Annotated in this window: 22 protein-coding genes; 13 read left to right on the top strand and 9 right to left on the bottom strand. The window is 71.9% G+C overall.

Annotation, left to right across the window (positions count from 1 at the left end; translation table 11 throughout):
* The first annotated feature begins 104 nt into the window (after positions 1-104).
* Together O7616_RS20910 and O7616_RS20905 are read left to right on the top strand one after the other, a co-directional pair.
* A complete protein-coding gene (locus O7616_RS20910) occupies positions 105-2207 on the top strand; it encodes a M14 family zinc carboxypeptidase (RefSeq protein ID WP_282303541.1) in 2103 nt (700 codons plus the stop codon).
* A gap of 81 nt (positions 2208-2288) precedes the next feature.
* The gene (locus O7616_RS20905) at positions 2289-2945 is read left to right on the top strand and encodes a fasciclin domain-containing protein (protein WP_282303540.1); all 657 of its coding nucleotides are present in this window, start codon (positions 2289-2291) and stop codon (positions 2943-2945) included.
* 7 nt (positions 2946-2952) lie between these two features.
* On the opposite strand, the gene O7616_RS20900 is transcribed toward O7616_RS20905, so the two are convergent.
* Positions 2953-3954, bottom strand: a complete 1002-nt coding sequence (locus O7616_RS20900) for a tyrosine-type recombinase/integrase (RefSeq protein ID WP_282303539.1) — start codon at positions 3952-3954, stop codon at positions 2953-2955.
* A gap of 185 nt (positions 3955-4139) precedes the next feature.
* Here O7616_RS20900 and O7616_RS20895 point away from each other — a divergent pair, with 185 nt between their 5' ends.
* The 4 genes from O7616_RS20895 (at position 4140) to O7616_RS20880 (ending at position 8039) form a co-directional block, all read left to right on the top strand.
* Positions 4140-4901 (top strand): hypothetical protein, encoded by a 762-nt coding sequence (locus O7616_RS20895; RefSeq protein ID WP_282303538.1) that lies wholly within the window; start codon positions 4140-4142, stop codon positions 4899-4901.
* A 650-nt stretch (positions 4902-5551) separates the two neighbouring features.
* Positions 5552-6529, top strand: a complete 978-nt coding sequence (locus tag O7616_RS20890; RefSeq protein WP_282303537.1) for a hypothetical protein — start codon at positions 5552-5554, stop codon at positions 6527-6529.
* A 197-nt stretch (positions 6530-6726) separates the two neighbouring features.
* Positions 6727-7332 (top strand): response regulator transcription factor, encoded by a 606-nt coding sequence (locus O7616_RS20885; protein ID WP_282303536.1) that lies wholly within the window; start codon positions 6727-6729, stop codon positions 7330-7332.
* 122 nt (positions 7333-7454) lie between these two features.
* Complete coding sequence (locus O7616_RS20880) at positions 7455-8039, top strand: response regulator transcription factor (RefSeq protein ID WP_282303535.1); 585 nt, start codon at positions 7455-7457, stop codon at positions 8037-8039.
* 12 nt (positions 8040-8051) lie between these two features.
* On the opposite strand, the gene O7616_RS20875 is transcribed toward O7616_RS20880, so the two are convergent.
* From O7616_RS20875 to O7616_RS20855, 5 genes are all read right to left on the bottom strand, one after another.
* A complete protein-coding gene (locus O7616_RS20875) occupies positions 8052-9806 on the bottom strand; it encodes an ATP-binding cassette domain-containing protein (RefSeq protein ID WP_282303534.1) in 1755 nt (584 codons plus the stop codon).
* Positions 9803-11530 carry an ABC transporter ATP-binding protein gene (locus tag O7616_RS20870; protein WP_282303533.1) on the bottom strand — a complete coding sequence of 576 codons (1728 nt, stop codon included), beginning with the start codon at positions 11528-11530 and terminating at the stop codon, positions 9803-9805. The genes O7616_RS20875 and O7616_RS20870 overlap by 4 nt, the downstream gene beginning before the upstream one ends.
* Before the next feature lie 75 nt (positions 11531-11605).
* The gene (locus tag O7616_RS20865) at positions 11606-11725 is read right to left on the bottom strand and encodes a SapB/AmfS family lanthipeptide (RefSeq protein WP_013734295.1); all 120 of its coding nucleotides are present in this window, start codon (positions 11723-11725) and stop codon (positions 11606-11608) included.
* Between the two features lie 6 nt (positions 11726-11731).
* Positions 11732-14320: a class III lanthionine synthetase LanKC gene (lanKC, locus tag O7616_RS20860; RefSeq protein ID WP_282303532.1), complete on the bottom strand. Its 2589-nt coding sequence runs from the start codon at positions 14318-14320 to the stop codon at positions 11732-11734.
* Positions 14321-14458: 138 nt separating this feature from the next.
* A complete protein-coding gene (locus O7616_RS20855) occupies positions 14459-15268 on the bottom strand; it encodes an alpha/beta hydrolase (protein ID WP_282303531.1) in 810 nt (269 codons plus the stop codon).
* A 154-nt stretch (positions 15269-15422) separates the two neighbouring features.
* On the opposite strand from O7616_RS20855, the gene zwf reads away from it, so the two are divergent.
* The 4 genes from zwf (at position 15423) to O7616_RS20835 (ending at position 19339) form a co-directional block, all read left to right on the top strand.
* Positions 15423-16802 carry a glucose-6-phosphate dehydrogenase gene (gene zwf, locus O7616_RS20850; RefSeq protein WP_282259466.1) on the top strand — a complete coding sequence of 460 codons (1380 nt, stop codon included), beginning with the start codon at positions 15423-15425 and terminating at the stop codon, positions 16800-16802.
* Positions 16803-16868: 66 nt separating this feature from the next.
* On the top strand, positions 16869-17702 hold the full coding sequence (locus O7616_RS20845; RefSeq protein WP_282303530.1) for a hypothetical protein: 834 nt from the start codon (positions 16869-16871) through the stop codon (positions 17700-17702).
* Between the two features lie 108 nt (positions 17703-17810).
* A complete protein-coding gene (locus O7616_RS20840) occupies positions 17811-19217 on the top strand; it encodes an OFA family MFS transporter (protein WP_282303529.1) in 1407 nt (468 codons plus the stop codon).
* Entirely contained in the window at positions 19214-19339 is a 126-nt protein-coding gene (locus tag O7616_RS20835; protein ID WP_269678893.1) for a hypothetical protein, read from the top strand. The genes O7616_RS20840 and O7616_RS20835 overlap by 4 nt, the downstream gene beginning before the upstream one ends.
* A 46-nt stretch (positions 19340-19385) precedes the next feature.
* Here O7616_RS20835 and O7616_RS20830 read toward each other — a convergent pair whose 3' ends face one another.
* The gene (locus O7616_RS20830; protein WP_282259472.1) at positions 19386-20114 is read right to left on the bottom strand and encodes an SDR family oxidoreductase; all 729 of its coding nucleotides are present in this window, start codon (positions 20112-20114) and stop codon (positions 19386-19388) included.
* 193 nt (positions 20115-20307) lie between these two features.
* On the opposite strand from O7616_RS20830, the gene O7616_RS20825 reads away from it, so the two are divergent.
* Together O7616_RS20825 and O7616_RS20820 are read left to right on the top strand one after the other, a co-directional pair.
* Positions 20308-20769, top strand: coding sequence for a peroxiredoxin (locus O7616_RS20825; RefSeq protein WP_282303528.1), 462 nt, complete (start codon positions 20308-20310; stop codon positions 20767-20769).
* A gap of 83 nt (positions 20770-20852) precedes the next feature.
* The gene (locus O7616_RS20820; RefSeq protein WP_282303527.1) at positions 20853-21530 is read left to right on the top strand and encodes a hypothetical protein; all 678 of its coding nucleotides are present in this window, start codon (positions 20853-20855) and stop codon (positions 21528-21530) included.
* A gap of 6 nt (positions 21531-21536) precedes the next feature.
* Here the strand turns inward: O7616_RS20820 and O7616_RS20815 are convergent, their stop codons facing one another.
* Positions 21537-21989 carry a MarR family transcriptional regulator gene (locus O7616_RS20815; RefSeq protein WP_282303526.1) on the bottom strand — a complete coding sequence of 151 codons (453 nt, stop codon included), beginning with the start codon at positions 21987-21989 and terminating at the stop codon, positions 21537-21539.
* A gap of 95 nt (positions 21990-22084) precedes the next feature.
* On the opposite strand from O7616_RS20815, the gene O7616_RS20810 reads away from it, so the two are divergent.
* Positions 22085-22516, top strand: coding sequence for a hypothetical protein (locus O7616_RS20810; protein ID WP_282303525.1), 432 nt, complete (start codon positions 22085-22087; stop codon positions 22514-22516).
* Between the two features lie 108 nt (positions 22517-22624).
* Here the strand turns inward: O7616_RS20810 and O7616_RS20805 are convergent, their stop codons facing one another.
* Positions 22625-23797 carry a GNAT family N-acetyltransferase gene (locus tag O7616_RS20805; protein ID WP_282303524.1) on the bottom strand — a complete coding sequence of 391 codons (1173 nt, stop codon included), beginning with the start codon at positions 23795-23797 and terminating at the stop codon, positions 22625-22627.
* Positions 23798-23872: the final 75 nt, after the last annotated feature.

Raw genomic sequence — 23872 nt, 5'->3', positions numbered from 1 at the left:
GAGCGCACCACCGAGCCGCAAGATTCCCTCAAGATCATTGCATCGACGGACCTCGACGATCATGCTGATCGACACGCGCCCACGATCACCTCGTCGGAGGCCACATGAGACGTCAGCGACCCACCCTCATCGCCGTGTCCACCATCGCCGCCCTCACCCTCACCACCGCACCCACCCCCGCCCACGCCCAACCCACCACCGCGCAGGTCACCGACCTCACCGTCCGCCAAGCCGACGGATACGCCACCCTCGCCTGGCAACCCGTCCCCGACGCCACCGACTACCAGATCGAACGCACACCCGTCGACGCCACCGACACCCCCACCGGCACACCCACGATCGTCGGCGTCTGGCGCCCCAACCGCCAGATCAACCAACAGTCACCCACCTTCGCCGACGCCGGATTCAACCCCGGAGACACCTTCCAATGGCGGGTACGCGCCCGCGTCGGCACCACCGAACAGCCCTACTCCGACCCCGTCGTCGCCACCACCACCGCACCCTGGGGCAACCCCGAAACCCCCGGCCAACACCTGCGCACCCAATGGGAGACCACCCACGCCGCGCAATACACCAGCGACACCGACGAGTACGCCTACACCGCCGCCATCGACGCCCTCAGCGACCGCGTCCGCGTCGTCGAACTCGGCCGCACCGTCCAGAACCGACCCATCAACATGCTGGTCATCGGCCACCCCACCCCACCGGCCACCCCCGCCGCCGTCGCCGCCACCGCACCCGTGGCCATCAACTGCAACGTCCACGGCAACGAACCCGGCGACCGCGAAGCCTGCCTCATCATGGCCCGCCAACTCGCCTTCAGCACCGACCCCCGCATCACCGACCTACTCAGCCACACCACCGTCCTGATCGTCCCCACCATCAACGGCGACGGCCGAGCCAACAACACCCGCGGCAACTCCACCGGCCAGGACCTCAACCGCGACTACTCCCTGATCCGCCAACCCGAGACCGCCGCGTACATCAGAATGGTCCGCGACTACCGACCCGTCGCCGGCTACGACGGCCACGAATACGGCAACTCCCGCGCCGGTGACCTCCCGATGCTCCCACCCCGACACCAGAACGTCGCCCAACCCATCTTCGACCAGTCCCAGGACATGATCGAAGGCCACATGTACGCCGAGGGCGCCGAAGCCGGCTGGTGGGCCTGCCCCTACGGCTGCGAAGGCGGCGGCAACGTCGGCCTCAGCGAGGAAACCATCCTGCGCAACACCCTCGGCCTCAAGAACGTCACCAACTCCCTCCTGGAACTGCGCAGCTCCGGCGGCCAGACCCGCCCCGACGAGGGCAACACCGCCAACAACCGCCGCCGCAAGACCTACTCCGCCCTGTGGACCTTCCACCAGTTCCTCGACTACCACCGCGCCGACCGCGCCGACATCCTCAACTCCCGCGCCGACGCCATCGAGACCCAGGCCGCCAACACCGGCCGCCTCGTCTTCCGCGGATCCCGACCCATCCCCGCCCACCCCGCGCCGCACCCCGGCGACAGCCCGCCGCCGCTCGACGCGCCCCCCGCGAACCTCATCCTCGACAACGCACCCTGCGCCTACAAGCTCACCGAGGAGCAGTACAACGGCGCCCGCACCGACGGACCCGGCGGCGTCGGCACCACCGTCGCCCAACGCATCGCCGCGCACGGCTGGAAGGTCGTCAAGACCACCGACGGCTACTACGTCCCCCTCAACCAACCCGAACGCGGCCTCATCCCACTGCTCCTCGACCCACTCGGCGTCGAGAAGCTGACCGACGGCGAACGCGTCCACCCGACCCTCACCGGCCGCCGCAACGGACCCCTGACCGTCACCGGCTTCACCTGCGCCACCGGCGCCACCATCAACGGCCCGGTCACCGTCCGGCCCGGCGCGGCACTCGTCGCAACCGCGACGACCATCAGCGGCCCCCTCACCGCCACCGGCGCCGCCGGCGTCCTCCTCGCCGACAGCACCGTCAACGGCCCGGTCCGCATCGCCGACACCACCGACGCCGTCTCCGTCATCGACGTCACCATCGCCGGCCCCGCCGACCTCTCCACCAACACCACCGGCACCGACACCCCACTGCTCGCCGGCACCACCATCCGAGGCCCGCTCACCTGCACCGGCAACAACCCCACCCCGAGCAACCTCGGCATCGCCAACACCGTCCACGGCCCCCGCACCAACCAGTGCGCGGCACTGTGACCGTCAACTGAACACGCCGGCGGCGCGGGACCCACCGCCCGCGCCGCCGGCACCACCGACCCCCGACCCGTGGAGGCCACCGTGTCGCAACCCGCCACCCCAGCGCGACACCCCCGACTGCGGGCCCTCGCCCTCCTCGTGCCGACACTGCTGCTCACCGCCTGCACCAGCAGCCCGGACACTCCCCGCGCCGCCACCCAACCACCGGCCGGCACCACACCCCAGGTCACCGGACCCCTCTGCGCCGCCCTACCCACCGGCACCGACCCCGGCAACCCGACCTTCCTCGCCAGCCAACCCGCCGACCAGGCGCTACGCTGGATCCCCACCCTCACCACCTTCGAGGCGGCCCTGCGCACCAGCGGCGTCCTCACCGATCTGCCCGCCGGCACCGGCCTCACCATCCTGGCCCCCACCGACGACGCCTTCGCCGCCACGTTCTCCGAGGACAACTGGGACGACCTCATGACCCACCACACCGACCAGCTCCGCACCCTGCTCAAGGCCCACCTCGTCAGCGGAACCCACCCGATCGCCGACCTCACCACCGCCGGCCGGGCCACCACCCTCGACGGCACCACGATCACCGTCACCCGCACCGGGCCCACCAGCCGCCTCGGCGACCGCGCCGACACCGTCTGCGCCGACTACCAGGCCACCAACGCCCGAATCCACATCATCAACGCCGTCCTCGGGCCACTGCCCGTCACCGCCGGCACCGGCCACCGCGCGCACTGACCACCGCTCACTCCGGCCGCACCGGCAGCAGAGCCGCCAACGCACGGTTGGTCCGGTTGGCCCGGACCGCGTCGCGCTGCTGCCCGACCGTCACCTCGATGTACGTCTGCGACGACGCCAACGACGCATGCCCCAACAACCGCATGATCTCCGCCGCGCTCGCCCCGTCCTCGGCCAGCCGCGTCGCGAAGGTGTGCCGCAACGCGTGCAACCGCGCGCCCCGCGGCACCCGGTCACCGATGCCCGCACGCCGATAACACGACTCGACCAGGTACTGCAGCCCACCACGACGCAACGGCTCACCCCGCCGATCCACCAGCAACGCCGAGTCGGGGCGCACCGACCGCGAACCGAACCGCCGCACCCGACTGTCCAGATAGTCCTCCAGCACCCGGTCCAGATCCGCCTCGATCGGCACCACCCGGGGCCGCCCACCCTTCCCGAGCACCTCGATCCGCCGCTCACCGGGCCGACCACCCAGCGAACCCACCCGCAACGCCAGCAACTCCGACAGGCGCAGCCCGGCGCAGAGCGCCACCGCCAACACCGCGACGTCCCGCTCCGGCCACGGATCGCGCTGCCGACCCTCGTCCCGCGCGGCGGACGCGAGCAGCACCTCGGGTGTGTCCGCGCCCCGCAACGGCTTCGGCTGGGGGAGTAGCGCCCGGGGCCGCCCGACCGCCGGCATCGGGTTGCCGGCCACGACCCCGTCAGCGACCAGGAACGTGAAGAAACTGTTCCAGGTGGACCAGGCCCGATGCACCGACGCGGGCGCCCGGGGAGCCGCGAATCGGGCGAAGGCCGCCCGCATCACCCTGGGGGAGAGGTCGGTGATCGACAAGGCGTCCAGGGGGAGGGGAGTGGCGGCATCCTCGGCGACCAGGGCCGCCACCGCGAGCAGATCCCGACGGTACGCGGCCAGGGTGTGCGGGGAGGGCTTACGGGTGGCCCGGGCGGTCAGGAACTCCTCGATCACCACTGCGAGCGATTCGTCCTTTTTGTCATGCATAAAGGATATTATGCAGCATTTTCGGGTTTCCGGGAAGTGCCCCGCACCAGGCCCGGACAGGGGGAGCAGGCACTGCCTTCGGGGTCCTGCGTTCCGGTGTGACTCGACAGCGGCGCGGCCACATGTCGGCCGCGCGCATCGCGGCAACGCGTCGAGCGGATCGAGGAACACGTACTCTGCGCGGCATGGCAGTACCCGTCACCACCTGCCCACACTGCGGGCGACCCGGCGCGGTCTTCGTTCATCGAGAGGTGGGCGAACCGACGGACCTGGTCTGCCCGGAGGGACACCGGTGCCGGGCTGTCGGTCGACCAGGGTGGGCGCCCTGCGCGTCGTCGGCCGCCCAGCCCGGCCGCTACGGCGCGGACGACACATCGACCTGGACGGAGCCCATGGACGTCGACAAGGACGGACGGAGCTGGCGGATCGGCACCCCTGACGACGTGGCCTGGCTCGCCGGGCAGACCACGCAGGGCTTCTCGGTCACCACCGCGATCCCGCCGGTGTTCGACGCGTACGCCACGTTCCACCCACCGGAAGGTGTCGGGTTCGACGCCCATGAACGCGCCGTGGTGGACGAGTTGCTGGCGTGCACCCCGGATCAGCCCTGGTGGTTGGGCTATCTCGACACCGGCGCCCACGACGTCGTCTTCCCGCACGCCCCGAGAATCTCCCTCTACTGGGACTATCCCTACGTGGTGGTCGAAGCCGGACCCGAGCAGGCCCTGACCTGGAGAACCGGCCACATGCGTGGTGACGGTCCGCTGCCGGATCTGTTCTTCCCGGCGGATCACTCCTGGCTCGTCTCGGCGTTGTGGGACGACACCTGGACCGACTTCGGCGGCAGCGCCGCTGTGGTGGCGCGTCTGCGGTGCAATCCGCTGGTCAACGCCCGCCCCGTCGGCCCGGACGAGGACGCGTGCCCGCCCGGGCTGACCCGTGGATGACGGGGGTCGAGGGGACCGCCGGATTCTTCCACTTTACATAATGTGAATTATCGAATCGCAACCTGATGTCAGGTGGGGCCATGTCGGACGGCGTGGTCGCGGAACACCACGTGGTCGTCCATCCACAGGCGACGGACGGTGATCGGAAGGTCGCGGGATGCATTCCTGCGTTCACATCGCTACGATGAGTCAGCAGTCCGAGGCGAAGGGGTCGTGTCCGCGTGCGATGTCCCGTCAGTGGAACCGCGTCCACGCCCGCGCCGAGGCACATTCTTCCGCTCCCCACCCCCCGAATTCGCCTGAGCGCCCGACGGTGGGCGCTGATCCTGGTCGCCGTCGGGGCCGGTTTCGTCGTCGCCCTCCTTCTGCAGGAGCCGGCCGCCGCGGACGGCCGTCGTGACGCTTCCATCGGCGAGCGTCATCAGCAGACCGGCGTCCTGGTCGACCGCGTCGTCCGTTCCGCGCAGGGCGAGGCTCCCGAGCGTCGCCGTCAGCACGTCGCGACCCTCGGTGACGCTCGCCTCGACGTGCCGTCCCGCATCACCACGGTCGTCTCCCCTGCCCCCGTAGGGAAGCCGATACCGTCGGCGGGGTCGGCGTCCGGAGGTCGCTCGTCCCGGCCGGTGCCGCTCCCCCGGGTCGTCCCCGCCATGACGCGCGACGTCGCCCGGGACGTGCCGCGCGACGTCATGCAGAGCATGACGCACGGCGTCGACGCAGGCGTGCCGCGCGAGGACACCCGGGACATGACGCGCGACGTCGATGCAGACCTGGTGCGCGACGTCGCCCAGGACGTGAAGCGCGGCGCGGCCCAGGACGTGAAGCGCGACGCGGCCCAGGACGTGAAGCGCGGCACGGCCGCGGACCTGCCGCGCGGCACCGCGCGGCAGGGGGCACTCCTGCCGGCTCCCCGGTCGGAGACGGCCGATGGCACCCGTCACCGCCCGGCTGCCGTCCCGGGGCCACCGTTGCTCGGCGCATCGTCGCCCACGGCGGGAATCCCCGGCCACATCGTGGTCGGCGTGGGTTCCGTCCAGCGTTCACTGTCGGCTGTGCTTCCCGTCGTGTCCTCCACGGTGGGGCTGGTCGTCGACCGGTCGTCGCACGTCGTACGCGTGGTGCTCAGGGCGACGCTCGGGCCTGTCGGCGTCGTGCTCGGTCGCGTGGTCGATGTCGGTCTCGGCGACGTGGTCGTTCCTCCGTCGCCGCGACGGCCCGCGCCGGTGCCGGTGCCGCCGGGGTGCGTTCCCGCCGGGGTGTCCGACTCGCCCGGTCGGGCCCTGCCCGGCGTGGTGGCGACGCCGGTGAGTTCGGCGTCGGTCCCGGCACGCGCCGTGGTGCTTCCGGTCGTGGCGTCGGTGTCCGCTCTGGAGGCGGTACGCGGGGCGGTGTCGGCCGGGCGGGTTGTCGGTTGGTCGGGTCGGGTGTCCGCCGGGGCGGGCGCGCCGGTGTGGCCGGTGACGCCGCCCGAGCAGGATGCCGCCGGTGCGAGTGACAGGTCGGGGCCTGGACCGGGGGCGGGATCTGCGGTGGTCCGGCCGTCGCTCACCTGCTCTGAGCAGGTCTTCGACGCAGTGCCTCTGGTGGTGGGGGCTGGTTTCCCGTCGGTGAGTGCGCGGCCTGGGTGACGTGGGCTGGATCGGTCGTGGGGTTGGTCTGCTGCGGCAGGTCGACCGCCGGGCCGGTCGGTGCCCGTGCCCGCCGGTAGGTGACGGCGGCTCGGGCCGATGCCTGTCCGTCCGTCGCGCGTGATCGGCCGCGTGTGCCCTGTGGGTCGTCCGGGGTGGGTGGCCGTCTGACGCGCACCTGAGATCGGAGAGACGTGGTGATCCACGTTGTTGTCGCCGAGGACATGGGTTTGTTGCGCGGGGCGTTGTGCGCCGCGCTGTCGGGTGAGGAGGACATGAAGGTCGTCGCTGACGTGGAGGGTGTCGGCGATGTGGTGAAGGTGGTTCGGCGGTACCGCCCGCAGGTGGTGGTGCTCGCGTTGACGCCGGATCAGCCCGATCCGGTGGAGGCGGTGATCCGGATCGGTGAGGAGGCGCCGGAGGTCGCGGTGTTGGCGATGAGCCCTCGGTGGAGTCCGGCGCTGGTGGAGGCGGCGTTGGCGGCCGGTGCGCGGGGTCTGGTCGGCAAGGACGGTTCGTTGCCGGAGTTGGTGCGGGCGATCCGGACGGTCGCCGCCGGGGAGCGGGCGCTGGATCCGAGTGCGGCGGCGGCGGTGTTGTGGCCCGCCGAGAGTCCGTTGACGCCGCGGGAGACGGACGTGTTGCGGATGGCCGCCGAGGGTCTGCCGTTGAAGGAGATCGCCGTACGGCTGCATCTGGCGCATGGGACGGTGCGTAATCATCTGTCGGCGATTCTGGCCAAGACCGGTGCGCGTAATCGGTTGGAGGCGGTGTGGCGGGCGCGGCGTGACGGTTGGTTGTAGCTGTTGAGGGGGTGGGTCCGGTGGTTCTGCCGGGCCCGCTCCCCCGCCGTGCGGGTGCGTCGGATGCGTGTTTGAATGCTGACGATGGGTGATCGTCGTGGGTGTGCACGGGAAGGTTCGTGATGATCCGTACCCTGCTCGCGTTGGACAGTGCCCTGGTGTTGGGCGCGCTGTCGTTTGTCCTTGCCGCCGAGGATGACATCCGGGTGGTGGCGAAGGTGGACCGTGGTGATGCGGTTCCCGAGGCCGTGCGCGACGAGCGTCCCGACGTGGTGGTGGCTGATCTGGATTTCGTCGAGGGGGTCGATGTCAGCCGTCTCGGTCGGTGCCCGATGTTGGTGTTGGCTCATCCGCGTCGGGCGAGGCGGCTGCGTGGGATGGGCTGCGGGGCGCGGATGGTCGGCATCCTGCGCAGCGACGTGTCTCCGCAACTGGTGGTCGACGGGATTCGTCGGCTGGCGCGGCGGGAGCCGGTGCTCGACGCGGACCTTGTCGTCGCGGCGCTGCACGCCGATGGTCCGTTGACCGGTCGTGAGACGGAGGTGCTGGCGTTGACCGCGGAGGGGGCGCCGGTGGCGGAGGTCGCGGAGTCGTTGGGGTTGAGCTGCGGGACGGTCCGCAATCATCTCGGTCGGATCGTGCGTAAGGTCGGTGCGCGTACGCGGGTGGAGGCGGTGCGGGTGGCGCGTGAGGCGGGCTGGATCTGACCGGTGCGCGGTTCAGCCCGGTGGCGTCGGTGTGGTCACGGGCGCGGTGGTGTGCTGGTGCCAGTGGTCGACGAGCAGCCGGTAGGCCGTGGAGTGTTCCAGCACGTGTTCGTGGGTGCCGGTCAGGGTTTCGGTGCCGTCGAGGACGAGCAGTCGGTGGGCGCGCATCGCGGAGCTGATCCGGTGGGCGATGACGACGAGGGTGCCGGGTCGCTGGGCGAAGGCGTCTTCGACTGTCGCCTCGAGTGTCGGGTCCAGATGGCAGGTGGCTTCGTCGAGGATCACCAGTGGGGCGGGTGCGAGCCAGGCTCGGACCGCTGCGACGAGTTGGCGTTCGCCGCTGGAGAGCTGGGTCGGTGTGATCGGCGCGTCCAGACCGCCGAGGCGGGTCGCGAGGGGGCGTGCGCCGAGCGTGTCGATGGCGGTGTGCAGGGTGTGGTCGTCGGCGTCGGGCCGTAGGTAGCGCAGGTTGTCGGCGAGTCGGCCGGTGAAGATGTACGCCTCCTGCGGCACGAGTACGCGCCTGCGGGCGAGGGTGGCCGGGTCGGTGCCGGTGACCGGGTGGCCGGCCAGGTGGACTGTGCCGGTCTGTGGTGGTAGGAGGCCGGCGATCAGGGCGGCGAGGGTGGATTTGCCGGTGCCGCTGGGGCCGACGACGGCGAGGTGGTCGCCGTGGTGCAGGGTCAGTGTGAGGTCGTCCAGGACGGGTCGGGCGTGTGGGCCGTAGCGGAAGGTCAGGTTGCGGATCTCGACGGCCGGGGCGGGGTCGGCGGTCGGTCGGGGGTGGGGTCTGGTCGGGTGGGGAGTGTCGGGTGGCGGGTAGGTGCGCAGGATGTTCTCCAGGGTCACCAGGTAGCGCAGTCCCCCGCCGCCGATGCCTTGTAGGAGGGTGTGCAGGGCTGGTTGCAGGCCGGTGGAGATGTAGATCAGCGCGCCGAGCACCGCGCCGGCGGTGAGGCCGCGTTCGATCAGCCAGGGTGTGGCGATCAGGAGGACGATCAGTGGGAGCCAGCCGCCGATGCCGAGGCTGAGGCTGCGGACGGCGGCCATCCGGGCGAGGGTGCGTTCGGCGGTGGCCTGGGCGGTGACCTGGTGTTCCACGTCGGTTGTCACGCGGGTCTGGGCGCCGCAGGCCAGTACGTCCCGGTGTGCGGTCAGTGCGGTGGCGGCCGAGTGGCTGAGGTGTTCGCCGGTGCGGACGTAGGCGCGTTGGTGGGTGATCATGGCTGGTAGCGCGGCGAGGAACACGGCCAGGCCGGCGGCGAGCGGTGCGGCGGCGAGCGCGGCCGTGACGGGTGCCAGGGCGAGGAGGCCGAGGAGGGCCGCGCCGGCGGAGAAGAGGAAGCCGCGGGTGACCATGAGGAGGCCGGCGAAGGTGTCGCGGACGATCTCCAGTTGGTGGGTCAGGCGGGCCAGGGCGGCGTTGTCGGGGTGTGCGCCGGTTCGGGTGGCGTCGTGTAGCGCTCCCCGGACCATGCGGGTGGCGAGGTCGTCGCGGAACGGCTCGACGACGGCGCCGAGGCGGCGGTAGGTGCGGCCGGTGGCCGCGGCGCCGATCAGGACGGCGGCGGCGAGGGCGCCGAGCCAGGTCAGGCCGGTGGCGGGGCGTCCGGCGAGGAATCCGTCGTCGACGGCGCGGGCGACCAGGTAGCCGGAGAGCAGGGCGGGTACGGCTTCGACGAGTGACCAGCCGCCGAGTCGGGCGAGGTCCCGTCGGCGGGCCTGTAGGGCTTGCCAGGTCACCTGGCGTACGCCGGGGTGGGTCACGGTGTGCTGCCCGGGGGTGCGAAGACGGCCCGGTAGTCGGGGTCCGCCCAGAGGTGGTGGTGTGGTGCGAGGCCGCGCAGTCTGCCGGTGTGCAGCCAGGCGACCAGGTCGGCGGTGGCTGCGGTCGCGGCGCGGTGGGTGATCAGGAGTCGGGTGCGGTGGTCGGTCTGGGCGGTCGTCGCCTGGGTGATGCGGTGTTCGGTGGCGGTGTCCAGGTTGGACGTGGCGTCGTCCAGGATGAGGAGCCGTTCGGCGGTGAAGGCGCGGGCCAGGCCGAGTCGTTGGGTTTCGCCGCCGGACAGCGGTGTGTGGGCCAGTGGGGTGCGGTAGCCGTCGGGGAGGCGTTCGACGACGTCGGCGACGGCTGCGGCGCGGGTGGCGGTGAGGACGGCCGGTGTGGCCGGGGTCGGGGCGGGTGGTGGTGTCGCCGACTGGGGTGGCAGTGCCAGCCCGACGGCGTCGTGGATGGTCGGGCCGATCAGTACGGGTCGGTCGAAGGCGTAGCCCACGGCGCGGCGCAGCGTCGCCGGGTCGAGTTGGTGCAGGGGTACTCCGTCGAGTCGTACGTCGCCGGAGTCGGGGTCGTGCAGGCGTCCGGCGACCGCGGCGAGGGTGGATTTGCCGGCGCCGGATGTGCCGACGACGGCGACGGTGGCGCCGGCTGGTACGTCGAGGTCGATGCGGTCGAGGATGGGGCGGCCGTCGTCGGTGTGCACGCTGACGGCGTGAAGTCGGAGGGCGCCGCCGCCGGGTGGTAGGGGTCGGGTGCCGGTCGGTGCGGCGGGCTGGGCGAGGATTTCGGCGATGCGGTGGGCGCCGGCGCGGCTGCGGACCAGGTGGTTCAGTGTGGCGAGGACGCCGCCGAGTCCGGCGCCGAGGGCCGCGTAGCGGACGGCGGCGACCAGTTGTCCGGGGGTGAGCCAGCCGGTGCTGAGGGCGTATCCGCCGACGGCGACGATGCTGAGGTGCAGCAGTGGTGCCACGGCGGCGGTGCGGGCGCTGGCCTGGGCGAGCAGGGTCCATCCGCGGTGTCCGTACTCGTTCAGGGTGGGTAGGGCGGCGAGGATGCGTTGTTGTTCGTGGTGGGTGGTGGCGGCGGCGGCGATGGTGCGGGCGCCGTTGAGTGACTCCAGTAGTCGGCCGGCGATGGCGCCCAGTTCCCGTTGGTAGCCGGCGGTGGCGGCGGAGGCGTCGGTGACGAAGGCGCGCATGAGGACGGTGAGGAGGGCGAGGCCGGCGAGGAGGGTGATCCCGAGGGCCGGGTGGATGATGGTGAGGGCGACGACGCTGCCCAGTGGTGGGAGGGTCGCGACCGCCGCCAGGACGAGGGCGTTGCCGGCTTGCCCGGCGTCGGCGGCCTGGCTGGCCAGCCGGCCGACGAGGTCGCCGACCGGGTGGCGGCGGGTGGCGCGGACGTCGAGGGCGAAGAGGTGGCGCAGCAGGGTGCGGCGCAGCCCTGCGGTGGCGCGTGCCGCGCCGAGTCCGGTGGCCAGGTCGCTGAGGGTGTCGACGCCGATGAGGATGAGGACGAGTGCGCAGGCGCAGGCCGTCCACCAGCCGGAGCCGCCGGTGAGGGCGGTGTCGACGGCGTGGCCGAGGGCTGCGGGGAGCAGGAGTTCGGCGGTCGCGCCGAGCAGGGCGACCACCGCGAGTGTGGCGGTCCAGCCGCCGCCGGCCAGGGCGGTGCGTCGGAGTAACCGGTCGCCCGTGGCGAACGCCGACATCGGTCCCCTCCCGGTGGTGCGCGGTCGCCCTGGGTGGGTACGTCTACCCGCCCAGGGCAACCGTGTGCGAGTGGATCAGTTGCAGGTCGTGACGGAGAGCGAGCTGTCGCCGCAGAGCAGCAGGCTCGCCCGGCTACCGCCACCAGTGCGGTCGGCCGGAGCCATCTCCAGGCCCTGGAGGTCCAGAAGCGCCATGTCGTGTCACCTCCCTTCGTTTCGTCGGTGGAGAAGGTGCCCTCGTTGTGGCGAGGGGGTCTGTGCGCCCGGCAGGGGCGTGAGGAACGGCAGGGTCGGTGGCGCGTCGTGCTGGGCGCAGGCCAGCGCGAGCAGCACACCGGCGGTGCCGGTGCCGAGGTCCATGGACAGGCGGAGCAGTTGCTCGCCGGGGAAGGCGGTGCCTCCGGCGTACGGCAGGGCGTGCCAGGTCAGCCGGTCCAGTTGCGCGGCGAGTCGGTGGCGGTCGGTGTCGTCGGCCGAGGCGGCGAGGTAGGTGATGATGCCGGCGCGGCCGGCGAAGAGCCCGGACTGGGCGTAGAACGGTGAGCGTGCCGCTCGGCGGATCCCGGCGCTGGCCTCGGTGAACTGGTCGTCGGCGCGGTGGTGTAGGTACTGGTCGATGACCAGTCCGATGCCGACGCTGCCGTTGGCCAGGTAGGGCATGGTCCGCCAGCCCTCGTTGACCTCGAGTGCGCCGTCGGGGCGCAGGACGCAGCGGCGCAGGTCCTGCCGTAGTGCGGTGGCGGCGTGTTGGAGCAGGGTGTCGTCGCCGGTCAGCTCGTACAGTCGCAGGGCCATCAGCGCCGGGCCGGTGCGGCCGCGCAGCAGCCCGGCGTACGGGTTGCGTCCGCCGCTGATGTCCGGGCCCGGGTCGTCGGCGAGTTGGTCGATGACGCGTTCGGCGGCCTGCCAGGCGGCGTCGCGCAGCGTCGTCTCGCCGGTGCGGGCGGCCAGTTCGGCCAGGTTGAGGGCGATCCCGGACAGTCCGCTGTGGAGGCTGTGGTCGAGCCCGTCGACGGGTTCGCGTAGGCAGATGTCGAGGACGTCGAGGGCGTCCTGTCGGCGGCCGAGGTGTTCCAGGGCGTAGGCGACGCCGTGTAGGCCGTCGTAGAAGCCGCAGCGGGTGCCGGAGGGGGGTGCCGTTGCTCGCCGTACCAGCCATTGTTCGTGTTCGGGCCGGCGGTCGACGCCGCTGGTGTGCAGGGCGTAGAGGACGCCCGCCGCGCCGTGGGCGAGGTTGAGGCCGCCGGTGCGGAACTGTTCGATGTCGCCGGGGTAGAGCCGGTCGTCGCGTTCGGGGGTGGCGCTGGCCACGATCGCTGTGGTCAGTCGGTCCCGTGCGGTCGGCCAGTCACCGAGGTGTGCGTCGAGGTCGGTGCTCTGCGGTGCGTCGCCGGTGATCTCTCGGACGGCCGGGTCGAGGAAGGAGCGGGGTACCGGGAGGTTCGTGGCGATGATGTCGGCGAGGTGTGCCACCTTGGCGGGGGCGAGGCGGACCAGTTGGGTCAGTGGCAGGAACAGCGCCAGGCGCAGGCAGGCCAGGGCGTAGCGGTCGACGGCTGGTCCGGTGCGGTCGCGCGGTGCGGCGAAGCCCTGGTTGCGCAGCCCGGGTCGGCGGTGTCCGGCGATCGGGGCGGCGACCTCGAAGTCGACGAGGGCGACCTGGTCGTCGGGGCGGATCATGATGTTGAACAGGTGCAGGTCGCCGTAGACCAGGCCGCGTTCGTGGATCGCCGTGATGAGGGTGTCGACCTGTTCGTAGACGTGCCGGGCCCAGGTGGTGTACGCCTCCCGGTCGTCGGGTGTCGCGTCGGCGTCGATCAGGGGGTACCGGTCGACGAGTGCCTTGTTCAGCGGTCGGCCCTCGATGTGTTCGAGTGCGAGGAAGTGGTGCTCGCCGAGGGTGAACTCGTCGTGTACGCGCGGGACCTGGGGTAGGTCGGCGAGTTGCCGCAGGGCGGTGGCCTCGCGGGCCAGCCGGGCGACGGCGTCGGTGCCGTCGGCGTCCAGGCCGGCGTGTGGGCGGGCTTCCTTGAGCACCACCTGGGTGTCGGTGCGCAGGTCCCGGCCCACGTACAGTCCGCCGCCGTTGGAGAAGTGGATGACCCGCTCGATGCGGTAGGGCACCTCGTTGGTGTTGGTCTCGTTGCGGGCGGTCAGGTGCGGGCCGAGGAAGTCGGGCAGGGTGATCCAGGACGGCAGGTGGAAGACGGGTTCGCGGCGGTCGGGCACGAGGGTGCCGGTGTCGTCCTCGATCGCCGGCACGACCTGGCCGTCCGGGGAGTGGCAGTAGCGGGCGGCGAAGCCGCCGTAGCGCACGTGCACCGGCCCGGCTCCGTAGCGAAGGTCGCTGAGGATGTACGGTCCGGGCTCTCCGGCCAGTAGTTCGTCGAGTTCCTTGCAGGTCAGTTCCAGTTCGGCGTCGTCGTGTGGGTAGACCGTGACGAACTTGCCGCTGGCGGCCCGGGCGGCGTACTTGGAGTTGCGCAGCAGCAGGGTGCGGGGTCCGCGGAGGAACTTGAAGGACAGGCCACGGGGTACGCAGTAGTCCCAGACGGTGTCGAGGATCCGTTCGGCGTTCCCCAGGGTCGCCGAGATGTGGATCTTCCAGCCCTGCTGGGGCAGCGAGCCGCCGTCCGGGCCGTAGATCAACCAGTCGTCGAGCGGCTCGCGGCGCCAGCCGGGTGGCACCGGCCGGTCGGCGGCCGGGAAGACGGGCTGCGCGACAGCGGTGCCGAGCGAGTCGTAGAACAGTCGATCCGCGGCGCAGTAGCTGTCGTAGCGCTCGTCCACCGTCCCGCCTCCCGTCTCGAAACCGGCCGGCTGTCGTGCCGGCGTTCTGGATCGAGTCTCGTTGACGGGACGGGGCGCGCCACAGTGCAGTTAGTCACGACCTTCGATGCGTGGTGCACAGTGCGCTCGTGACAAAAGTCAGGGTGTGCTCGCCGGGAGGGTGGGTCGGGCGCGGGTTCGCCGCAGCCAGTCCTGGGTGTGCGCGCGCAGCAGGGCCGGTTGTTCGAAGGGCAGATAGTGGCCGGCCTGGTCGATGGTCGTGTAGGTGCCACGGGGGTAGCGGCGCATGGCGTGGAACTGGTCGGCGTACCCGACGACGTCGTCCTGTCGGCCGGTGAGCACGCTGACCGGCCCGGGGAAGGGGGTGTCGACGTCCTCGTCCGGGAGCGCGTACCCGGAGCCGGACCGCAGCGTCCGTTGAAAGGTGTCGTCGCCGGGGCCGCCGGCGGCGAGGGCGGCGAGCACCGTGGTGACCACGGCCGGGGTGCGGTGGCCCAACGCGGCGTCGAGGTGCGCGCGAAGGTCGGTGGGGGCCTCGTCGAGCCAGCCGGCCGGTCCCGGTGCCGGGCGCTCCTCGGGCAGGGTGCGGCCGCTCGGCGCGATGGTGACACCGGGGCAGACGAGGAGCAGGCCGCGGACGAGTTCGGGTCGTCGGCGGGCGATCCCGGCGGCGAGGTACGCCCCGTAGGAGGCGCCGGCCAGGAGGACGGGCGCGTCGACGTGGTCGTCGAGCCACGCGCACACCACGTCCAGCACCGCCTGGGACGTGGCCGGGCAGGTTGCCGGGGTGTCTCCGTGGCCGGGCAGGTCGAGGTACGTCTCGCGCAGGTCGGCACCGGCGAGGGCGGGTGCCAGGGCGGCGGCCGTGGCGACGCGCGTCATGCTGAACATCGGCAGGCAGATGATCTCCGGCCCGGTTCCCGCTGACTGGTCGAAGGTGAGGCGCATGGTCGAATTCTGCACCGGGTGGTGGAGCGCGGGGTTCGCGGTGAGCGCCGTCGCTGTCGCCGACCTCACGTGCGTCGCCCATCAGGGAATGCCGAGGTGGGTCGCGCCGTTCTCCGTTCGGAAGATCAGAATCAGATGATCGAATGGAAGAGCCATGCACATGCGCTCAGACGCGGTGGTGCTGTTCGGCGTCACCGGTGACCTCGTCTCGAAGAAGCTGTTCCCGGCGCTGTACGAGTTGACCCGACGCGACCGCCTGAACGTCCCGGTGATCGGCGTGGCCCGCTCCCCCTGGGATGACCAGCAGCTCGTCACCACGGCCCGCAAGTCGGTGCTGGAGGCCAACGACGAGATCGACGAGGAGACCTTCGACGGGCTCGCGGCCAACCTTTCGATGATCTCCGGCGACTACGCCGACCCGACGACGTACCAGCGCCTGGCCGAGCGTCTGCGCGACGCCGAGCGGCCGCTCTTCTACCTGGCGATCCCTCCGGCGGTGTTCGGGTCCGTCGTCGAGGGCCTCGCGGCGGTCGGGTTGGCCGACCGGGGCCGGGTGATCGTGGAGAAGCCGTTCGGGCGTGACCTGGAGTCGTCGCGTGAGTTGGATCGCACGCTGCGGGCGGCGTTCGACAGCGAGCGGGTGTTCCGCATCGACCACTACCTGGGCAAGGAGGCCGTCGAGGGTCTTTACGCCTTCCGGTTCGCCAACCGGTTGTTCGAACCGTTGTGGAACAACGAGCACATCGACAACGTCCAGGTGACCCTCGCGGAGGGCTTCGGCACGCAGGGGCGGGCCGGGTTCTACGACACTGTCGGCGCCACCCGCGACGTGTTGCAGAACCACATCCTGCAGGTCGTCGCGTTGATCGCGATGGAGGCGCCCGCCAGTGACGACACGACGGCGTTCCGGGAGGCGGAGGCCGCGGTGCTGCGGCAGATCGCGCCGCTGTCGCCGGAGTCCACCGTGCGGGGGCAGTACGCCGGATACCGCGACGAGCCGGGTGTCGCCGCCGACTCCAACACGGAGACGTTCGTGGCGACCCGGTTGACCGTCGACTCACCCCGTTGGGCGGGCGTGCCGTTCTACCTGCGCACCGGCAAGTCGCTGCCGGGTACGGCGACGGAGGTCGTGGTCGAGTTCAAGCAGCCGCAGCGCGCGCTGATCCCGGCGGAGCGGGGCACGGCGACCGCCGCGAACCTGCTGCGGTTCCGCCTCGGGCGTGGCGACGGCATCACGATGTCGATCCAGGCGAAGAGCCCGGGTGCCGAGGTGACGAGCCGCCCGGTGGACCTGTCCGTCGACTTCGGGTCGGCGCTCGGGCGTCGCCAGGAGGCGTACGAGCGGTTGCTCGACGACGCGATGGACGGGCAGCACCTGCGTTTCGCCCGTGCGGAGACGATCGAGCAGGAGTGGCGCATCGTCGCGCCGATCCTGGACCTGGCGGCGCCGGTGCGGTCGTACGACAAGGGCACCTGGGGTCCGGCGGACGCCGAGGCCCTCACCGGCGGGTGGCACGCCCCGGACCTGCGGTAGTGGCGCTGCTCACGGCGTCGGCCTCGCCGGTGCCGGGGCGCGCCGCGCCCTGGCAGGCTGTGCCGCGTGGCGACTGATGAGACGGTAGGCGCGCTCGCCGAGCTGGCCGAGGCCGAGTTCATGTTCCGGTACGAGTCGGGTGCTCCGGCCGACGTGCGGGACGCGCTCGGGATCCGGACCGCCCGGGTGGGCGGCGGGGTGGTGCTGTCGATGCGGCACGACCCGACCGGCTACTGGTCCAAGGCGCTCGGGTTCGGCGTCGCCGAGCCGGTGACCGGCGAGGTGATCGCCCAGGTGTGCGACGTCTTCCGCGCCGAGGGCACGCCCAGCGCGGTCATCCAGATCGCGCCGGACCGGTTGCCGGCGTACTGGGACGAGATCTGCGCGCGGGAGAACATCACGGCGGGCGGTGTGTGGGTCAAGCTCGCCGGTGAGATCGACGCCCTGAGCCCCGGTGGCACCGACCTGCGGGTGGGTCCGGTTCCGGACGGGTCGGTGCACGAGTGGGCGTCGGTCGTGTTGCGGTGTTTCGGGATGCCCGAGGAACACCTGGCGCCGATGCTGACCGCGAGCGTCCGCGACCCCGGCTTCCGTCCGTTCGCCGCGTGGGACGGTGCGGAGATGGTGGCGGCCGCGAACCTGTTCGTGCACGGCGAGGTCGGTTCCCTCAACACCGGTGCCACCCTGCCGTCGCATCGGGGTCGGGGCGCGCAGTCGGGTCTGTTGGCGGCCCGGGTGGCCGCCGCCGCGGCGGCCGGTTGCCGGTGGGTCGCCGCCGAGACGGGTCGGCCCGCGCCGGGGGCGTCGAATCCGTCGCTGGACAACATGCGTCGGCTGGGCATGAGCGTGCTCTACGAGCGGCGCAACTGGGTGTGGCGGGCGCAGCCGGCGGCTGAGTGACCGCTCAGCTCACGGTTTCGACCACCCGGCGCTGTCGAGGTTTGCCGCTGGTACGTGCGGTGGGCACGTTGTGGGGACGTCTCGTCCTCATCGGAGAGGAAGCAGCGCATGCTTTCCGCACTCGATCGTCGGCAAACCGTCGTGCCGCCCGGCTACAGCCGGTGGCTCATCCCCCCGGCGGCGTTGGCCATCCACCTCTGCATCGGCCAGGTCTACGCGACAAGCGTCTACAAGAACTCGCTGATCGCCCACTTCGACACCAGTCAGACCGCGATCGGGGTGATCTTCAGCATCGCGATCGTGATGCTGGGGTTGTCCGCCGCCGTCGCCGGGACCTGGGTGGAGGCGAACGGGCCGCGTAAGGCGATGTTCGTCTCGGCCTGCTTCTGGGCGGCGGGTTTCCTGGTGGGCTCGTTGGGCATCGCCACGAAGCAACTGTGGTTGCTGTATCTGGGCTACGGGCTGCTCGGCGGCATCGGCCTGGGCATCGGCTACATCTCCCCGGTCTCCACTCTGATCAAGTGGTTCCCGGACCGGCCGGGCCTGGCCACCGGTTTGGCGATCATGGGCTTCGGTGGTGGGGCGATGGTCGCCTCTCCCCTGTCCCGGCAACTGTTGTCCTTCTACGACCCCGCCTACGACCCGGCCAACGCCGGGTCGACGGCGTCCGGCAGCGCCCTGGTCTGGTTGTTCGTGACGCTCGGCATCGGCTACTTCGTGATCATGATGTTCGGGGTGGCGAACGTGCGGGTGCCGGCCGAGGATTGGCGTCCGGCCGGGTTCGACCCGGCGAGTGTGGCGGCGAAACCATTGGTCACCACGGCGAACGTGTCGGCGGCGAACGCGGTGAAGACCCGCTCGTTCTGGCTGCTGTGGGTGGTGCTGTTCTGCAACGTGACAGCCGGCATCGGCATCCTGGAGCAGGCCAGCCCGATGATCCAGGACTTCTTCCGGGACAACGGCACGTCGGCGGTGACCGTCGCGGCGGCCGGTGGGTTCGTGGGTCTGCTGTCGCTGTTCAACATGGCGGGCCGGTTCGTGTGGTCGTCCACGTCGGACGTCATCGGCCGCAAACCGATCTACCTGGTGTACCTGGGTGTCGGCATGGTGCTGTACGCGCTGCTGGCCCTCGTCGGACAGACCGCCACGGCGTTGTTCGTGTTGTTGGCCTGCGTGATCCTGTCGTTCTACGGCGGTGGGTTCGCGACCGTGCCGGCGTACCTGCGGGACCTGTTCGGCACGTTCCAGGTCGGCGCGATCCACGGCCGGTTGCTGACCGCGTGGTCGGCGGCGGGGGTCGCCGGCCCGCTGATCGTCAACGGGTTCCTCGACGCGCAGGGCGAGCCGGGCACGTTGACGGCGGCGGCGTACCGGCCGGCGCTGTTCACCATGGTGGGGGTTCTCGCGGTGGGCTTCGTGGCGAACCTGTTGGTGCGCCCGGTGCCGCAGCGCTACCACGAGCCGGCGGGGAATGTGGACGAGCCGAAGACCGAGCAGAGGAGCGGTACGCGATGAGCGACGACAGCCGTAACGGGCAGCAGGCCCGGTTGTGGATCTCCTGGTTGGTGGTGGCGGTCCTGCTCGGGTACGGGGTGGCGCAGACCGTCATCACGGCGGCGAAGCTGTTCACCCACTGACCTGTTCACCCACTGAGCGGTGAGCCGGGGCGCCGCGCGCCCCGGCTCACAGGCCGCCGGAGACGCGCAGCACCGTGCCGGTGGCGTAGGAGGCCTCCGGGCCGAGCAGCCACGCGATGGCGGCGGCGATCTCGTCGGGCTCGCCCGCGCGGCCCAGCGGGATCCGGCCGACGGCGGAGTCGGGGCGGTCGGGCACTCCGGAGTCGGCGTGGATGTCGGTGCGCACGATGCCGGGGGCGACGGCGTTGACCCGGATGCCCTTCGGGGCGAGTTCCTTGGCCAGACCCACGGTGAGGGTGTCGGTGGCGGCCTTCACGGCGGCGTAGTGCACGTACTCCCCCGGGCTGCCCAGGGTGGCGGCGGCCGAGGAGACGTTGACGATCGCGCCTCCGTCGCTCAGCCGGCGGGCGGCCTGCTGCGCGCACAGGACGTAGCCGACGAGGTTGACGTCGACGACTCGGCGCAGGTCCTCGACGCGCAGCTCGGTGAAGGGCCCGATGAGGCTGGTGACGCCGGCGTTGTTGACCAGGCCGGTGAGCGGGCCGAGCCGCGCCGCGGCGTCGAACAGCTCGGCGACCTGGTCGGGGTCGGTGGTGTCGGCGCGTACCGCGATGGCCTGCACTCCGGTCGCGCGCAGGTCGGCCAGGACGGTGGCGGCGGCGGCCTCGTCACGGCGGTAGCACAGGGCGACGTGGTGACCGGCGGCGGCGAGGCGGCGGGCGGTGGCCGCGCCGATGCCGCGACCGCCCCCGGTGATGACGGTGACCGGTGCCACGGCGACTCCAGGGCTGTCGGATCGGGATGCGCCGACGCTACCGTGACCGGCGCGCATCGGTCGTCGAGAGGAGGGTCACAGGCGGCGGGCTTCGGTACGCGGTGGCGGCGGGGTGGCCGGGGAGTCGGGGTCGCTCCGGGGTGATCGCTTACGCTTCCCGCGCGTTCGGTCGATGGGACAACGGAGGTGCGCGGTGGCGGGTGTGGGTGTCGGCGACGTGGTGCAGGATTTCGAGCTGCCGGACGAGACGGGCACGCCGCGGCGGTTGTCGGAGTTCCTGGCGACCGGGCCGGTGGTGGTGTTCTTCTACCCGGGCGCGATGACGCGGGGTTGCACGGCGGAGAGCTGCCACTTCCGGGACCTCGCGGCGGAGTTCACGGCGTTGGGCGCGTCGCGGGTGGGCATCAGCCGGGACCCGGTGGCGAAGCAGGCGGAGTTCTCCAAGCTGCACGGGTTCGACTATCCGCTGTTGTCCGACGAGGACGGCACTGTGGCGCGGCAGTTCGGGGTGAGGCGGCGGATGCCGTTGGGGGCGTTGAGCACGAAGCGGATGACGTTCGTGATCGGCGTCGACCGGCGGGTCATCGAGGTGATCCACAGTGAGGTCAGCATGAACGACCACGCGGATCGCGCACTGCGGGCGTTGGGCGGCTGAGTGGGCGTGGGCCCTGTGCGGCGGGTGTCGCAGTCGGCTGGTATCAAGACAGAAATCAAACAGGTGTACGGAAGAGGGTTGTGATGGATGCCGGCCAGGGTTTGTCCACTGACGAGGTGCAGAGCATCCGGGAGGCGTTGGCGGCCGGGCGTAAACCACGGGTGGTGTTCACCGCCTCGGCGGGGCAGATCGCCGGCCAGGTCGGTCAGGTGGTCGAGCTGACCGACCCGGAGGTGTCCGACGAGTTCGTGGTGGTGCGGTTCGGCCGCGACGAGTTGCCGTTCTCCCCCGCCGACCTGGCGGTGGCGCCCAAGGGCGCCGGTCGTCGGGTGGTGGAGCCGAAACCGGAGCCCGAGCCGGAGCCGGTGGCGGCGCCGGAGTTCGTGTTGGACACGCCGCGGGTGCCCGCGCAGCGACAGGAGGAGCCGAAGGTGGAGCAGACGGAGAAGCCGCCGGCGCGGCGGGCGGTCAAGGCCGTCAAGCCGAAGGGGCCCGCGGGTCTCACCGTCACGTTGGCGTACGCCGACGGTGAGTGGACCGTCGCCGCCCAGCAGGGCAGCAAGGCCCTGGCGAAGCCGTACGTGGTGAAGCCGGCCGAGGCGTTGAAGATGGTGGCCCTGGTCGACGTGCCCGGGGTGCAGGAGGCGGTGGAGCAGATCCTCGGCACCGAGCGGGCCGAGGCGGAGCAGCAGGCCGAGAAGCTGCGCGCCGAGCTGGCCGAGATCGAGGCGCGCCTGGCGGAGCTGCGCGAGGCCCGCTGAGGGTGTTCAGCGCCGGGCGTGGTGCTCCAGCAGCCGGGTGAGCAGGCGGGTCAGCTGGTCGCGTTCGGCGGTGGACAGCGGGGCGAGCAGCTCGTCCTGGACCCGGCCGACGGTGTCGCCCATCCGGTGGGCCTCGTCGGCACCGGCGTCGGTGAGGCTGATGACGTTGCGGCGGCGGTCGGCCGGGTCGGGGGCGCGTACGACGAGCCCTCGACCGGCCAGGTCGTTGACGGCCGCGACGACGTCGCTGCGGTCGATGCCGCAGCGACGGCCCAGGTCGGCCTGGCTGGCGGGGCCGTCCTCGGCCAGCGTGGCGAGCAGCCGGTAGTGGTAGCCGCGTAGGCCGTGCGCGGCGAAGCCCTCGCTGATGAGCCGGGCGGCGTGGGCGGCGGTCTGGTTGAGCAACCACGTCGGGGTGGTGCGGAGCCCGGCGGGTGACTGCGGGGCGGTGGACTGCATGGCAGCAGCCTAACAGGAATCGTTGGCGCGACCCACGATCCATGCTACGTTGGCTTCACCAACGTTGGTTCGGCCAACGTTTAGAAGGAGGCGTCATGTCCACCACTCCCACCCTCAACGGCCAGGTCATCGGCCAGGCCCACTACGCCACCCGGGCCCTGCTGGAGCGGGCCGTCGCCCCGCTCGGGCTCACCTTCGGCCAGGTGCTCGCGCTCAACGTCCTCGCCGACGGGCCCGTCGAACGCGCCCACCTGACGCACCGGATCACCAGCACACTCAAGGTCGACGCGCCGGCCGTGCACGAGGTGATCGCCAGACTCCTCGGCGCGAACCTCGCCGACGACGACACCGACCCGGCGCGGATCCGGCTCACCGACGCCGGTCAGGCGACGCAGGCCCGCGTCGCGGACGTCGTCTCCGGCATCACCGCGCGCCTCTACGCCGACATCCCCGCCGACGACGCGAACGCCGCCGCCCGGGCGCTCACAGTGATCACCCGACGTGCGAACGCCGAACTGGCGGCCTGACCGGGGGCGGTGGCGCGCCGGCGCCGGTCGGCGGACCGGTCCGGGCGCGTGCGCGGGCCCCGGGTGGCGGCGCCGTCACCGGTCGGGCGCGTGCGCGAGCCCGACCGGTCAGAAGTAGTCGAGCACCTGGGCCGGGCCGCCCGCGCCCAACAGGTCCAGGGCGTCCGGCGCGACACCGGCGGCGTGCAGCAGGCCCGCCTGCGCGACCGACCGGGCGCCGGCCGCCCCGGCGTACAGCAACGCGAAACCACGAACGTCCAGCCGCAGATCCGCCTCACCGTCGACGCGGGTCAACTCGGCAGCGCCGTCGGCGACAGCCAACCGCCAGGTGCCGGTGTTCCACTCGGCGAGCGGATCGGTGAGGCGGAAGTCCACGACACCGCGCACGTGGGTGGGCCACCCACGTGCGCTCACCGCCCGGGCGACGTCGACCGGCCGGTGCATCCACAGGTCCCGCTCGTGCTCGCGGGCCGACTCCAACGGCAGGCAGGCACTCACCGCGTCACCGTCGAGCGGACACAGCCGCAGGGTCGGCGCGACGCTGGCCCAACTGGCGAGCACCCCGACGAGTTCCCGGGCGGCCTCGGCGGTGACCGCCAGGGCCTCGTCGACGGTGAGCACCGAGTCGGCACCGTAGCCGCTCCCTCGCTGCCAGGTGGCGTAGCCGACCAGGTCGTCGCCCTTTTCGACGAGGGTGAGTCCGTCACCGGGCAGGCCGCGATCGTCGGCGTCGAACAGCTCACCCCGGCGGGTCAACAGGCCGTTGCGGTGTCGGGTGACCCGCTCGTACAGGGCGGCGACGGCGGGCAGGTCGGCGGGCGTACCGGCCCGGACGGTGAGGTGCGACGCGGGCCGGTGCCGGGGCAGCGTGGCGGTGGCCAGGTCGACCGTCCGCAGCACACCGGCCGCCTCCCACCCGCAAGCCCGGTACGGGGCGGCGACGGTCGGGTACAACGCGCTGACCGCCGCGCCCCGCTCGTGCGCCCCGCGCAGCAACGCGGTGAGCATGGCCCTCGCCACGCCACGGCCCCGGGCCTCGGGTGCGACGGCCACCCCGGCCACGTCGGCGGCCGGCACCGCCCGCCCCGACCACCACTGGTCGTGGTGCAGGTCGACGGCCTTGCCGACGAGCCGCCCGGTGTCGTCGAACGCGCCCCAGCGCGTCATCCCGGGTACCACGATCCTCGTGCTCGCCGCTCGTTCCGAGGTGTTGCCGAACGCGAACCGGCCCAGGTCCCAGGCGGCGTCGAGGTCGTCGGCGGTGAGTTCGCGTACGTGCATCGGCACACCGTAGCGGCGGACGCCGGGCGTGATCGACTCGATTTCGCCGACGTGGCGGTATCCCGGGGGCGCGGA

Origin of the sequence: Micromonospora sp. WMMD964, assembly GCF_029581455.1 — a bacterium.
In the GTDB taxonomy this organism is placed as follows: Bacteria; Actinomycetota; Actinomycetes; order Mycobacteriales; family Micromonosporaceae; genus Micromonospora.
This window is presented reverse-complemented; position numbering and strand designations above follow the sequence as displayed.